Here is a 14,986-nt window from a genome sequence, read left to right as displayed (position 1 = left end):
TGTTTTGAGTCTGTGCTTACCCTGAATCTCTTTACCATCCTGGCCTTGATCTGTGCCTGTTTCATCAGCCGGGCTACCCTTGGCCTTGAAACCTGGACTTGGTTGGCTCTCAGGGCCTGGCTTATCCTGGGTGAACCATAGCGCTGCCTGCTCTTCTTGTGCTCCTGCTTGATCAGAGACAGTAGCTCCTGGTTTTCTTTGGCTCTTTTTGATACTGTCCCTTTTAAAGAACTATAGTAGCCGCTCCTGCTGACTTTAAGTACCTCACACATCTTGTCAACGGGGAATCTGGAGCTTTGACAGGCTATAAACCTGTAGATTTCCCGTCTCCCCTGGAGAAGATGCTGATGGCCTTTTTTTAAGATGTCCCTTTCCATCTCCACGTCTCGGAGCTGTTTCTTTAACCTGGCTATCTCTGCTTCCTCTGGCGTATGCCTGGGTTTTCCATGGCCTGTAAAACTGCCTTCTGGCTTTTCTAAGTACTCAGGGCGCCAGCGGTAGATGAGCTCAGCACGGATGCCCAGCTCCTTGGCTAGCTCCTGTATGCTCTCCCTGCTCTTGCTGAGCTCTACAGTCATCAGCTTGAACTCCTTGTCGAAATTTCTCCTCTCTTGTGACATAGTGTTAAGTTATTAATTTTCGCTTAACTCTCTATCCAATTAAAGCTAGCAACTCCAGATATAGGTGAAACATGAAGCAATATTTCTACCTAGTCCTTAGCCTTTCTGTTTGTGAAAACATTTGATTCTTAACTCAGTAATTCCCGAGTTCACCTTAAAATAGAGATTAATTAGAACAACGATAATTTGAGTGAAGGAGCAGGTCCTAAAATAATGCTATATAGACCTCCCCTAGCTATTGAGCGTCTTCTCCTTGGACAGCGCAGCTTCTGACAGGGTATTCGGCCGAAGCAGTGCCTGCCTGCGTGCGAACACTCTTTGTAGTAATGCTCCAGGCACAGGCTCAGGGCTCTCCAGGGCCACCATCTGCGCTTCGGTTAGACCCAGCCTTACTGAGCGCCCCTAGGGGGGAAGTGAAAATGCCTTTCTTCTTTAGCTTATTAGAGGCCCTTAGCTGCCCAAAGGCTGGCTGCTCGATGGCTACACCGCCGCTTCTTCCACGCCTGTTCTTTCCGGTTCTTTGAGCGATTGTCTCCGCAGGCCTGGTGCGCCGTTCTGTTCGTAGTTCTGCTGAAGCGGCAGAAAAAGTCCCTGCTGTGTCCGGTCACCTTGCATGCCTGGGACACGTTAATCAGCACCTAGGCCAGGTTTAGTAACCTTAGCTTGTTTTTGACGATTTGCCTTGCGTAGTTATGGTATAATCGGGTTTAGTTAATTGAAATGCCTCACATTTAGCATAATTAAACAGTCAGAGAATTTCCTGATTATTCCATTTTAAGCAACTGCTTCACTAACATCCTTATCTGTCTTACCTTTAAGCCCAATTGAGTCCTTCTTTCTGATTATAATTAAAGGGAAACTCCCATATTTTCCAAAAAAATTAGGGTACTTATCTTCCAGATCAGAAATAGCTTTTAAAATATGCTCTCCTCCTAGCTGTTGATGGATGTACAGTCTTATGAAGTCCACATGTAGGCTTTTCTGGCAATTGTACTCTATGTGCCAGTTACCAGCCTTAACCTTATTAAACCAGGACATTGAATGGGGATAAAAGTATAAAGTAGGTTTTAACTGATCTTTCGGAAGCGATTTTTGCATTCTGTCATTTATAATCTTCCTAATCATCTTTATTGCTCTGGTAGGTAGGAGGGATATATTCATAAGCAACGAGTGCCATCCCCAGTTATAGGCAATCACTATGTTTGCTTCCGGTTTGCATACTCTGACTAATTCCTTCAAAGCTGTTTCCTGCTTATCCTTATGAACATGATAAAGTGTATGTAGGGAGATTACATTGTCACAAGCATCATCTTGTAAGGGAATGTTAGTGATGTCTCCCAAGATAAAGATGCCATGCTTACTTCCTATGTTCTTCCTTGCTTCTATAAGCGCTGTAATAGAAAAGTCTATGCAAACCCTGTATTGGTAGTTCCTTGAGAAGTTGTGATAACGCTCGTTATGCAGAGCTCCTGAAGCAATATCAAGCAAATAAGTACCTGAAGAAAGGTACTGCTTTATTCTTTCCTCGGCTCTGACCTGATACTCCTTTGCTATCTCCCGCTGGTCTACAAATATCTTTGTATCCTCATAGGCTTCATTGTCTGCTGTTTTCTTCCACCCAAACTGGTTGTAAAACATTTGCACGCGCTGCCTGTCCCACTTTGTATCGTAAACCTGGGGGCTTGTAGAGGTGATGCAAAGTTCGGGAAGAAGTATAAAGATGTTATCGATAATTGGGTAAAAGTACTTTCTGTCTGGAGTAATTAAGCCTTTTTGGTCCCACTTCTCGTTTAAGGCGTCCTCAATAGTTGCCAACTCTTCCTTTAGCCTAAGCGTGTTGTTGTCCGCCAAGCCCGAGAGTTGAGAAGGAACCAAAACTTGGTTACTGATTGGGCATTTTAGAATCTTTAAAACATTTTCCATTGGAAGGGTTGATTGATGTTAAAGCATACATGCAAGACTGTTGAGAGACTACTGCATAAGCATATTAATCAGTTGATTTATAGAAGCTAAGTTAGCGATTTAGTTGAGAAAACAACTCTGCCGTAAAAAGGATTGGAGGTATGTCATTGTAAAGAAAAAGGTAAGGCAATAGGAGAATGTAAATTCTCAAAGGCTCCGAAACTCACCATCGCACGATGGGCAGACAAACAGCGCAAAGACAGGGCACTTATGCAGGATATATGATAAAGCTTTTGACTATGAAAAGGGCTATGAGCAGCTATGCAGCGAGCATGTTAAAGAACTGATGCAGGCAACAACGGAAAGTAAGAGCATGAGCTACTATGAGAAAGAACAGCTCTTTTACAAGCAACCAAGAAACACAAAAGATGAAAGCCAACGCGCAAGAACCTGAAAGCATGAAGGTAATTGCAGAAGAAGCAAAAGGACAACAAAAAAGTTAGATCACTTTAATGGACAGCCAACGCGGTCCTGTTACGTGGACAAGGGCACAGGAGAAGTTTGTGTAAACGCTTATAATACAGCAAAGATAACGGGACATGAAGATTGACCCGAACTGCTTTACCCAGATGCGGCCTTAGACGCGTTACCTGAGCATAAGGAACAGAGCCCTGACAAGCGGTAAAAATATAGGCCTTAAAGATGCAGCAACTATCCCCTTTACCCTTACTCCTGGTGTGAGAGAAGAAATGATAAATGCCCTTCATTTCTATAAGGCTACCTCGTACCTGAACTTTACAGAGTAAGAGAGCAGGACTATAAATATTCTTGCTTGATCAGTTGGAGAAGGAAGGACCAGAAGGGCAAGCCAGCAATACAGACAAACGGTAAAGCAGTACTCTCTAAATAACCTCTAAATTTTGTTCCCCGCAAAACAAAAAAGGGCTGTAAGTATTTAACTTACAGCCCTTTTTCATATAATATAGTACCAGGAGCGGGAATCGAACCCGCACGGCCTAAGCGGCCACAAGATTTTAAGTCTTGCGTGTCTACCAGTTCCACCATCCCGGCAACCTTCAGGCTTTCCTGAAGTGTACTCCGCAAAAAACAAAGACGTTGCGAGCACAACGTCTTTGTTTATCTTTTGCTGAGCGGGAAACGGGATTCGAACCCGCGGCCTCGACCTTGGCAAGGTCGCGCTCTACCAACTGAGCTATTCCCGCTTTTTTGTTTTCCCTAAACCGCCGTAGTGATTTAGTGATGCAAATATAGAGACAAAATCTGACTTGTCAATACTCTCTCTAAAAAAAATCCTCCACCACCCCTTCCTTCCTGATTATCAGCCACAAAAATTTTAAAGCGTATTCACCCTGCTCTTCCAACCCCAACCTTTTAGGCATTCTGCGTTACCAATACCTACCTTAAAGGAGAAAGAAAAGGCCTTTTAGTACCTCCTGCTCAAGAAACAGAAGCCCTAAAAGGCCTTAAAACTTTAAGCCGCTACACTAACACTAGCGCGCTACCGGGTCGTTCTGCAGCAACAATTTCAACTCATTCAACTTCAACAGCGCTTCCACAGGCGTAATGGTGTTGATATCAAGCTGCTCCATGAGTTCTTTTACCCGCTCCAGCTTCGGATCGTGAATCTCGAACATGCTGAGTTGGTAGTCGTTCTTCGGGGCCGACTTCAAGCGTTGTTTGGGTGCCTGCTCCGAAACCTTTTCCTTCTCCAGGTGGTGCATGATCTCGTCAGCACGTAGTACTACGCTGTTCGGCATACCCGCCATCTGTGCCACATGGATGCCAAAGCTGTGCTCGCTGCCTCCCTCTACCAGCTTGCGCATGAACAGGATTTTGCCGCCTGTTTCCTTCACCGATACGTTGTAGTTCTTCACGCGGGGCAGGTCCTCGGCCAGCTGGTTCAGCTCGTGGTAGTGCGTGGCAAACAAAGTCTTTCCTTTGTGCTTCGTATGGTTGTGCAGGTGCTCTACAATGGCCCAAGCTATCGAGATACCATCGTAGGTACTGGTACCGCGCCCGATTTCATCCATCAGCACCAGGCTGCGGTCCGAAAGGTTATTCAGGATGCTGGCCGTCTCGGTCATCTCCACCATAAAGGTCGACTCCCCCTTCGACAGGTTATCCGAAGCGCCCACACGCGTGAAGATCTTATCGATAATACCCACTTTAGCAGCCTCTGCCGGCACAAAAGAGCCGATTTGGGCCATCAGCACGATCAGGGCTGTTTGGCGCAGCAAGGCGCTCTTACCAGCCATGTTCGGCCCAGTGATAATGATGATCTGCTGCTGCTCGTTATCCAGGAAGATGTCGTTCGGCACGTAGGTCTCCCCCAGCGGCAACTGCTTCTCGATAACCGGATGGCGTCCTTTTTTGATGTCCAGCACATGGCTGTCGCTGACCTCCGGCTTCACATAGTCGCTCGCCAGGGCGATGCTGGCAAAAGAGCTCAGGCAGTCGATCACACCGATCACTTTGGCATTCTGTTGTACCTGGGCTACATAGTCCATCGCATGCAGTACCAGCTCGTTAAATAGGCTGAACTCAATGGTGTAGATCTTATCCTCTGCGTTCAGGATCTTCTCCTCGTAGGTCTTCAGCTCCTCCGTGATATAGCGCTCGGCATTCACCAGCGTCTGCTTGCGTATCCAGGAGCCAGGCACTTTGCTTTTGTGCGCATTGCTCACCTCCAGATAATAACCGAACACCTTGTTATAGGCAATCTTGAGAGAGCTAATCCCGGTATTCTTGATCTCGCGTTGCTGCACCTGAGCGAGGTAGTCTTTCCCGGAGAAAGCAATTTTTCGCAGCTCGTCCAGTTCCGCGTGCACTCCGTCGTTAATCATGTTACCCTGATTCGTGAGCATCGGCGGCTCCGGCTTCAGCACCCGCTTGATCTCTTCGCGCAGTCCGTCACAAGGCACCAGCTGGTCTGACAGCTTTTGCAAGGCCGGAATACTGCTGGCGGCCAACATCTTCTTGATGGGTTGAATCGCATCCAGCGCTTTGGCTAGCTGTACCAGTTCCCGTGGGTTTACGCGCCGTACCGCCACTTTAGAGATCAGGCGCTCCAGGTCGTTGATCTGCTTCAGGTGCTGCCAAAGCTCATCCAGCAATTCGTCGTGCTGTGTCAGGGCCTCTACCGTGTCTAAACGGCGGCGTATCTGCGCCACGTCCTTGAGTGGCAATACCACCCACTTCTTCAGCAGGCGGGCACCCATTGGCGTTACCGTCTGGTCCAGTACATTAATCAGGGGAACACCTTCCTGGTGCTGCGGAAACAGCAGTTCCAAGTTCCGCACAGTGAAGCGATCCAGCCACACATACTTGTCCTCCTCCAGGCGGGAGATGGTGGCAATGTGGCTCACCTCCTTATGCTGCGTTTCGGAGAGGTAATGCAGGATAGCACCCGCTGAGATGATAGCCTCCGGCATACCTTCTACGCCAAAGCCCTTGAGCGAAGTGGTACCGAACTGCCGTGTCAGCGACTCATAGGCAAAGTCGTAGGCGAAGACCCACTCTTCCAAAGCAAAGTAGCGGAAGTCCGGTCCATAACGCTCGGTAAAGGTCTCTTTTTCGCGCTTACAGAACAGTACTTCGGCCGGGGCCAGGCTTTGCAGCAGCTTACCAATGTAATTCTTATCCCCCTGGGCGGTGATAAACTCCCCGGTAGAGACATCAAGGAAGGAAATGCCTGTTTCTGTTTTCCCGAAGTGCACGGCCGCCAGGTAATTATTACTGCGCCTTTCCAGTACCTGGTCATTAAAAGAAACCCCAGGCGTTACCAGCTCAGTTACGCCCCGCTTCACGATGCCTTTCACCGATTTGGGGTCTTCCAGCTGGTCACAAATGGCCACGCGCTCTCCGGCCCGCACTAACTTGGGCAGGTAGGTATCCAGGGAATGATGCGGAAAGCCGGCCAAAGCCGTCTCAGAGGCAGAGCCGTTCCCCCGTTTCGTCAACACGATGTCCAGTATTTTACTGGCCTTGATGGCATCTTCGCCAAAGGTCTCGTAAAAGTCCCCTACCCTGAACAGCAACAGCGCCCCCGGATGCTTCGCTTTGATGGCATTGTACTGTTTCATCAAAGGGGTTACTGTGCCTTTGCCTTCTCCTTTCATACTGTATACTTTGTCGGAGGCATGGCTACCTCCAATTATGAGTTATAATTTATAATGGATGTGGCTCAAAACAATGAACCCACCCCTAACCCCTCTAAGGAGGGGAATATGACTACTTTATGCTAACAGATATCTTAGTCCCCATGCCCTCTATCAGGCATTCCCTAGAGAGCGTTTCTTCTGAATCTAAGACTGGCGATCTTTTGATTTCTGTACAATCTGCCGGACCTTTGCACTTACACAGGTCTCCTCTACCATAAAGTCTTTTGTCCTGTGTCTTTTATCACAAAAATAATGCGTAAACTTTCCATGGACGAACTCAACCGGGACTCGGTTGAAGCCTTCAAAAATAAGAAAAAAATACCGTTAGTCTTGGTACTGGACAATGTGCGCAGCCTGAATAACGTGGGCTCTGTTTTCCGTACTGCCGATGCCTTTATGGCGGAAAAAGTGTACCTGTGCGGCATCACCGGCAAGCCCCCGCACCGTGACATAGAGAAAACAGCGCTGGGTGCGACAGAGTCTGTGGACTGGGAGCACGTGCCTGATACCCTTGAACTGGTAAAGCGCCTGCAGGTAGATGGTTTTAAGGTATGCGCTGTGGAACAGGCAGAGCGCAGCACCATGCTCCATGACTTTCAGCCAGAGCCGGGGCAGCATTATGCCTTTGTGCTGGGCAACGAGGTGTTTGGGGTGGAGCAGGACGTGGTAAGCACCTCTGATATGGTACTCGAAATCCCACAGTTCGGCACCAAGCACTCGCTAAATATCTCTGTGGCTACCGGTGTGGTCGTGTGGGATTTTTTGAGCAAAACACTGGCTCAGGAAGCCTAAGCTCACGCGCAGCAGGTAAACCTCTCAGCGGGGCAGTAAACGCCTTACTGAGAGGTTTTTCTTTGGCCAGTTCTGAACAAGGGGAACGGCAGGCTGTTCCTCCTATAGCCTTTAAATATGGTAAAAATTTGACCTGGGACTAAACCTCAGCCTGTTTCAACAGTCGCACTAGTGTGCCTTCCTGTTAAAAACACCAGCGGTAACTATACGAGAAGGCAACGTATTACTAGCAGGGTCCTGTGGCCCTACACTCCGAGCACAAACACCATATAACTATGAAAATTAAGCAGTACCAACGCATACTCTTACTTCTTCTCCTCTCCCTACCGCTACACCTGTGGGCACAGGAGACGCCTGTCGGAGGCAATGTAACCGGCATTGTGGTAGAAGGACCTCAGAAAACGCCCCTGGGCTTTGCCAACGTCGTACTCCTCACCCCCCGCGACTCTAGCGTTGTCGCCGGAGCTACCACCGACATCAGCGGTAAGTTTTTGCTGCAGCCCGTGCCTTTCGGCAAGTATATCCTACGGGCCTCTTTGGTGGGCTACCCTACCAAGTATGTCACGAACATTACCGTTTCGGCTGATTATCCTTCGGTAGCACTGGGTACCATTACCATGGAGACCAGCAATACCCGCCTGGACGAGGTAGAGATTGTGGCGCAACGCGATTTGGTAGAGTATGACCTGGACAAGCGGGTCGTAAACGTGAGCCAGGACATCGCCTCCAAAACCGGAACGGTGGCCGATGTGCTGCAAAACGTGCCCTCTGTTACCGTGGATATTGACGGCAACGTGAGCCTGCGCGGTAGCTCTAACGTTACCATCCTGGTAGATGGCAAACGTACCTCCTTGGCAAACCTGAGCCTGGACCAGATTCCGGCGAACCTGATCGAAAGCATAGAGCTCGTGACCAACCCCTCTTCCAAGTATGACCCGGAGGGAACATCAGGCATCATCAACCTGATCCTGAAAGAGGAAAGAGAACCAGGGCTGAATGGCTCTGCCTCCGTAAACGTGGGCACTTACGAGAACTACAGCACCTCTCTGAACCTTAACTATCAGGTGGATAAGTGGTCTATTAGCGGTGGCTACGATTTCAGGCACAGAACACGCCCCGGCGTCAGCTCCAACTTCACGACCTACTATACCGATGACCTCCCCTATACTTTCCTGGATCAGGTGCGGGAACGGGACAACCTGGACCTTTCCCATAATTTCCGGCTAGGCGCTGATTACCAGCTGACGCCTAAAAAGGCCCTGTCAGCCTCTGTCTTCTACCGCACAGAAGATGAGGAAGGCTCCGGTGACCTGCTGTATCGCTTTCTAGACGAAAACCGCGAGTTGGTTGACACCCGCACCCGTGTTTCAAAAGACAGCGAGGAGGGCTATAACATGGACCTTAACCTGGGTTATCGCCAGACCTTTGAGCGAAAAGGGCAGGAATTAACAGCAGACTTAGTGTACGCCACCAACGCAGATGATGAAATAAGCGAATGGGAAGACGACGACCTGGGCGTGCTGATCAGGCAAAACACATTGACGGACGATGAGAACACCCGCTTTACGGCACAAGCCGATTACATCCACCCCATCTCGGAGAACAGTAACCTGGAAGCCGGCTTCCGCAGTTCCTTTCAGCGGCTGGATGAGGACACACGTTTTTTCGACTACAACTATGAAATAAATGACTTTGTGTTTAACGACACGATCAGCAATCACTTTGTGTACGACGAGCAGGTGCATGCGGCCTATGCCAACTACAGCAACAAGTACAAAAGCTTCAGCTATCAGGTGGGCTTACGGGCCGAGCAAACCTTCACCACATCAGACCAGCGCACGCAGGACATGGTGTACGAGAACAACTACTTCAGCCTGTTCCCAAGCTTGTTCATTACCCACGACATCAACGAAGACAATAAAGTACAGTTCAGCTACAGCCGGCGTATTAACAGACCCAGAAGCCGCTACCTAAACCCTTTCGTGGATAGGACCGATAAGTTTGATGTGGATTTTGGTAACCCCCGCCTGAACCCCGAGTTCATCAACTCGCTGGAATTGGGCTACCTGCGCTACTGGGATAACTCCTCCCTCAACTTCAGCACCTTTTACCGTCACACCACCGACCAGATACAGCGACTCCGAAGACCGGCAGTTGTCACAGAAAACGGTGAAACCTATACCCGCCTGGAAACAACCTTTCTGAACCTGTCCAGCGGCTCGTCTTATGGCGTGGAGATAGGCGCGACGCACTCGGTAGGCAAATGGTGGCGCTTAAACGGAAGCGTGTCCGGTTACAGAACAGAGCTGAATGACTCGCAGGGCGACACAGAGCTGAGCAACAGCCAGCTTACCTGGAGCTCGCGGCTAAACTCTACCATGACCCTGTGGGACGACTGGCAAATACAGGTCAATGCTTTTTACCGGGCACCCCAGGCGACCATACAAGGCCGTATGGAACAACTGTTCAGCACTGACCTGGGCATCAACAAAGACGTACTGGATAAAAGGGGAACCATTAGCCTGCGTGTCTCAGACATCTTTAACACCCGTGAGTGGAACTTTGTAAGCTACGAGGAGGGGGTCTTCCGGTCTGTGAGTAATAACAAACGCCAAAGCCGGATCATCTACTTGGGCTTTACTTACCGCCTCAATAATGAGGATAACAGAGAGCGCAACCGTCGGAATGATGATGACCAGGGCGGCGGGGAGGACTTTGATTTTTAAGGACTATATAAATCGAGGCAATGTCTTAACTGATCCTGAGGCGGAAAAAAGGGAGAAGACAAGGGCAAGAGCACCTTCCTGTTTCCTTTCACCGTACCTCTAACAGTCCAAACAACAGAACTCATGAATCATGAATGACGCCCAACTGCCTCTATTCCCGGTTGTGGACCTGCACTGCGATTTGCTCGTGTACCTGACCGACGTACCCGGTGCCTCCCCGGAGAAAGTGGAGGAGATTGGCTGTGCCTTGCCTGCGCTTACCGAGGGGAATGTAAAGCTGCAGGTCATGGCCATTTATTCTGCGGCGGCGCCTGGCAGTACAAACTTCGCCGCCCTGCAGCGCGACATGTACAAGCAGTTAGCCACAGACGACAACAACCTGCTTCCGGTGACAGACGTGGAGAGCCTGCACCAGGCGATGAGCTCCAAAGAAAGGATCGGCATGGTGGCGGCGATCGAAAACGCTGCCGGCTTTTGTGAGGAGGACGAGCCACTGGAGGAAGGCTTCAAGAAGTTGGAGCGAATCATTGCAGACTGCGAACGGATACTGTACATCAGCCTTACCCACCACACCGCTAACCGCTTTGGTGGCGGCAACATGGCTTCCCACGGTATCACCCGCGACGGCAAAATGCTGCTCGATTACCTGCATGGCCGTCGCATTGCGGTAGATCTGTCGCACACCAGCGATGCCCTGGCGCAGGACATCCTTACCCACATCGACCAGGAGCGTTTAGATATTCCTGTTATCGCCAGCCATTCTAACTTCAGAACCATCTGGTCCCATAACCGTAATCTGCCCGATGAGCTGGTGCAGGAGATCGTTCACCGGAAAGGCCTGATTGGCATGAACTTTCTGCGTGCATTCCTGCATACAGATGACCCCGACGCCCTGCTGCACCACATCCTGCATGGTATTGGCAAAGGCGCAGCAGATGCCCTCTGTTTTGGGGCCGACTACTTCTATACGGCCGATCATCCCGACCCGAGCCGCTTTCCTTTCTATCACAAAGAGCATGAGCAGGCAGGCACCAGCTACAATTACCTGCTTAGTCGGTTAAGACCTTTACTCTCAGTACAACAGTTAGAGAAGCTGGCCTATCAGAACGCTGCTAATTTTATCCAACGCATCTGGTCTTAACCAAGTCTCTGCCTGCCATAAGTACTGTTGGGAACAGCCACCATCCCTGGTTCACCACTTGTTAGGCGATTTTATCCTGTTTCAAAGGCAAGATGAAAGGCCTTCTGCACGTTTACAGGAAAAAGCCAAACTTTTTTCAATTTTAGTGAAGATTTTATAACAGAAGATACAGCAACAACAACAGCACGCCCCTCTCTGCATAAACAACTGTAAAACAATTATTTAAAACGCACGTAAGCATCCATTACTTCCCCCTCTGGTGGCGAATGCGGGCCAGGCTGAAAGGCCTGTGGCTTAAAATTATATATAGATTGTTTGCCATACGTAACCAAACCCCGTATACGCTTGAATAGTATCTGATATTGCGCCGCACAGGCCATCACGTAAACCATAAGCCGTAAGCCCATGGATGCTCAGGAATACTCGCCACACTACGTACAGATCAATGAACTCTACATTGACACGGTAGTGATAGATGATACCGAGTTTATCACACTCTGGTGCTTTACCGTGCTGGATGACGAGTACAAGTTTGTGTACCTGGGTTGCGATTTCAGCCAGCTGAACCAGATCCTGATTGCTGCCGGCGAAAAAGGCAAGGAGATCGCGCTGCACATGGCTAACATCCTGAACGAGCCTTATGACACCCCTACCCTGATCCCTATCAAAGAGCAGTTCGGGGAATACCTGGAGCTAACAGGGCATGACATTATTGTGTATGAGCCTTTGGCGGTGGAGGACGACCTGGAGGCCTATGACGATGAGGACGAAGATTTGCCCATCGAGCAGCTTTTTGGGGGCAAACCGAACAAAACACGGCAGAAGTACATCATTTACCAGCTCGACAAGTTGTACCCCTCCAAGATCTTTGAACCCGAAAAGATCGTGCGGGAAGAGCTGGCCGAGTGTTTTGAGGATGACTCCCTGGAGCTGGCGCAGCTCTACTACGACTACCTGAATGCAATGGAGAATGGCTACTCTGAGTGCGAGGCCAGACAGGTTGCCGGGCTGGAGCGCGATGTCTTTTTCCGGATGGCCCGCAAAGCGTCTGACCTCTGGAAGTAGCCGGTACTTTAACCAAGGAAACGCCCTCCAAAAGTTGTACCCCATTTATGCTAGGCAATCTGCCTGCTTCAAGTATCCAACTCACTTCAGGGCTTAACGTCACTTACCGCCACAGCTAACCGCTTCGAGCATTCCTAAACTCAAGAAATTAGCGGCTCCGGGAGCCCCTTACCGCTCTCTGCTCCATTCCAGGTGAATGAATCGAATGTTGCTGCCTCTCCTCCTATCATTCTCTGCACATCCACCTCTCCTCCTTTTTCTCTTGTAAAAAGTAGGCAAGCGTCCATATTACTGGTTCAGGATAACAGAGCAGGTAAATTAATAATCCTTTTAAGGGGCGGAGTAACACAAGCTACAGGCCCTATGCTTTGCTAGCAGCAGCTAAACTGCTCAGACTGAACATAAGCAAACTGAATGGAAGCGCTAAAAGCAATTGAACTTTACCATTCTTTCTTATCTTTAGCCTTTCAGCATAACCACAACCACCCTTTATGAATAAACGATTGCTTTTCGTGTTGTCGGCTGCCCTGCTGGGCGGTACAACGATGGCGCAAAAACAACCCATGACCACCGATGATGGCCTGAACATGACCTCTTTAGGCAATGCCATCATCTCCCCAGACGGCAAATCTGTTATTTACGGAAAGTCGGAATTGAACTGGGAGAAGAACAAGCGGGAAACCACCTATCACTATGTTTCCTCCATTGGAGGGGAGAGCTACCAATACCTCGGAGAGGACGGCGGCTCTGACCTTAGCTACTCCCCGGACGGTAAGTACATTGCCCTAAAGCGGAAGGCAGACGACCACCAGCAATTGTTCCTGTTACCCACTGCTGGCGGTGAGGCCATACAGCTGACAAAGCATGAGAACAGCGTTGGCAAGTATGTTTGGAGCAAAGACAGCAAGAAGCTTTACTTCGTGTCCTCGGTACCACGCAACAAAGAAGCGCAAAAGCTTTACAAAGCTGGTAACGATGCCTTGTTCGTAGACGAAGGGCCGAACGGACAGACAGAGGGCGCCTGGGAACACCTGTGGGTATTTGACCTAAACAGCAAAAAGGCGAAGAAGCTAACCAAGAACGAACAGCTGATCGGCGACTTTGACGTAGCACCAGACGGCAAGCGCATTGTGTATACCGGCCGCCAGGAAAACCGCCGTAACCAGCGCAACCTCTCTGAGATTTACCTGTTGCAGCTTTCCGGCGACACGGCTACGGTACAGCTCACCAACAACAAAGCCCCGGAAGGCGACCTGAGCTGGGCCCCGGACGGCAAAAGCTTTGCCTACACCGCTGCCGACGACAAGGAGTGGGAGCTGCGCAACGACAAGATCTGGGTGATGGACCCGAACACGAAACAGAGCCGCATGGTGTCTGGTAAGTTCGAAGGCAACATCAGCAATTACTACTGGGCACCCGATGCCAGATCTATTCTTTTCACCGGCTTACAGCGCACCAACACCAACCTCTATCGCCTCCACGTTGCCAAAGGCGACGTGAAGAACCTGAGCAACCGCACCGGTACCTGGCGCATCTTAGGCATTACACCAGACCGCAATAAAGCCGTACTTAGCTTTAGCGACTATAAAACACCAACAGATCTCTATGTATCAGGCTTAGACAAGTTTAACCCGACAAAGCTCACGAACCTGAACCCACGCATTAGCGATTCGCTGCAATTGGCTACTGCCGAAGTAGTACAATGGAAGAGCAAGGATGGCCTGGAGGTAGAGGGTTTACTGTACTTGCCAACTGATTACCAGAAGGGCAAGCAACACCCTTTCCTGCTGCACATACACGGTGGTCCGGCGGGCGTGTTTACGAACTCCTTTAACCCCGCTTACCATGTTTGGGCAAACTTAGGCTATGTGCAATTGGCACCAAACGTGCGTGGCAGCAGTGGTTATACCGATGCCTTACTGCGTGGCAACATGGGAGACATTGGCGGTGGCGATTATGAGGACCTGATGAGCGGCGTTGATAAGCTGGTAGCCGAAGGCATGGTAGACAAAGAGAAGATGGCCGTGCGCGGCTGGAGCTACGGCGGCATTTTGGGAGGCACCACCATTACCAAGACCACCCGTTTCAAAGCAGCGTCCCTGGGAGCTATGGTTTCTGACTGGGCCTCTGAGTACGGCATCGGCTTTAACCACGATGTGCGCCTGTGGTACATACAAGGCACCCCTTGGGAGAACCCGGAAGGTTACCGCCAGAAATCCGTGCTGACACACGCCAAGAACATCCAGACGCCAACGCTTATCTTACACGGCTTAAGTGACGTGACAGACACCGAAGCGCAAAGCATGATGCTGTTCACAGCATTGAAGGACATGGGCAAGACAGTACGTTACATCCAGTTCCCACGTGAGCCACACGGCTTCCGGGAGCCACGCCACCAGCGCATCCGTGACATCGAAGAGATCAAATGGATACAGAAACACACCCTGGGCATAGACTGGCAGGCACCGGAGCGTAAAGAAGACGCCAAGAAGAAACCGGAAGAGAAAGCACAGGCCTCTGCAAAGTAGGCCACGGTTTTTATAACAGGCACTTTGTACA

General features: G+C 49.9%; 9 protein-coding genes and 2 tRNA genes. 5 read left to right on the top strand and 6 right to left on the bottom strand.

The window, feature by feature from the left end; genetic code table 11:
• The 6 genes from CHB92_RS17545 to mutS all read right to left on the bottom strand — a co-directional run.
• Nucleotides 1-620: IS3 family transposase (locus tag CHB92_RS17545; protein ID WP_144266339.1), on the bottom strand; the 620-nt coding region annotated here is incomplete at its 3' end.
• Nucleotides 621-1,100: 480 nt separating this feature from the next.
• Complete coding sequence (locus tag CHB92_RS26315; protein ID WP_258179100.1) at nucleotides 1,101-1,235, bottom strand: hypothetical protein; 135 nt, start codon at nucleotides 1,233-1,235, stop codon at nucleotides 1,101-1,103.
• 159 nt (nucleotides 1,236-1,394) lie between these two features.
• On the bottom strand, nucleotides 1,395-2,543 hold the full coding sequence (locus tag CHB92_RS17540) for a class I SAM-dependent methyltransferase (RefSeq protein ID WP_089320542.1): 1,149 nt from the start codon (nucleotides 2,541-2,543) through the stop codon (nucleotides 1,395-1,397).
• A 965-nt stretch (nucleotides 2,544-3,508) separates the two neighbouring features.
• Nucleotides 3,509-3,593: transfer RNA gene (locus tag CHB92_RS17535), tRNA-Leu, on the bottom strand.
• A 79-nt stretch (nucleotides 3,594-3,672) separates the two neighbouring features.
• A tRNA-Gly gene (locus CHB92_RS17530) sits at nucleotides 3,673-3,745 on the bottom strand.
• Between the two features lie 288 nt (nucleotides 3,746-4,033).
• Nucleotides 4,034-6,661, bottom strand: a complete 2,628-nt coding sequence (gene mutS / locus CHB92_RS17525; protein WP_089320541.1) for a DNA mismatch repair protein MutS — start codon at nucleotides 6,659-6,661, stop codon at nucleotides 4,034-4,036.
• Nucleotides 6,662-6,955: 294 nt separating this feature from the next.
• Here mutS and CHB92_RS17520 point away from each other — a divergent pair, with 294 nt between their 5' ends.
• The 5 genes from CHB92_RS17520 (at nucleotide 6,956) to CHB92_RS17495 (ending at nucleotide 14,955) form a co-directional block, all read left to right on the top strand.
• On the top strand, nucleotides 6,956-7,495 hold the full coding sequence (locus CHB92_RS17520; protein WP_089320540.1) for an RNA methyltransferase: 540 nt from the start codon (nucleotides 6,956-6,958) through the stop codon (nucleotides 7,493-7,495).
• 275 nt (nucleotides 7,496-7,770) lie between these two features.
• Complete coding sequence (locus CHB92_RS17515; protein WP_089320539.1) at nucleotides 7,771-10,221, top strand: outer membrane beta-barrel family protein; 2,451 nt, start codon at nucleotides 7,771-7,773, stop codon at nucleotides 10,219-10,221.
• Between the two features lie 130 nt (nucleotides 10,222-10,351).
• Nucleotides 10,352-11,362, top strand: coding sequence for a dipeptidase (locus CHB92_RS17510; RefSeq protein WP_089320538.1), 1,011 nt, complete (start codon nucleotides 10,352-10,354; stop codon nucleotides 11,360-11,362).
• Nucleotides 11,363-11,767: 405 nt separating this feature from the next.
• A complete protein-coding gene (locus tag CHB92_RS17500; protein WP_089320536.1) occupies nucleotides 11,768-12,427 on the top strand; it encodes a hypothetical protein in 660 nt (219 codons plus the stop codon).
• A gap of 491 nt (nucleotides 12,428-12,918) precedes the next feature.
• The gene (locus CHB92_RS17495) at nucleotides 12,919-14,955 is read left to right on the top strand and encodes a S9 family peptidase (protein WP_089320535.1); all 2,037 of its coding nucleotides are present in this window, start codon (nucleotides 12,919-12,921) and stop codon (nucleotides 14,953-14,955) included.
• The last annotated feature ends 31 nt before the right edge of the window (nucleotides 14,956-14,986 follow it).

It is taken from the genome of Pontibacter ummariensis, assembly GCF_900188175.1.
In the GTDB taxonomy this organism is placed as follows: domain Bacteria; phylum Bacteroidota; class Bacteroidia; order Cytophagales; family Hymenobacteraceae; genus Pontibacter; species Pontibacter ummariensis.
The sequence above is the reverse complement of the archived record's forward strand: the minus strand, read 5'-3'. Positions and strand labels throughout refer to the sequence as shown.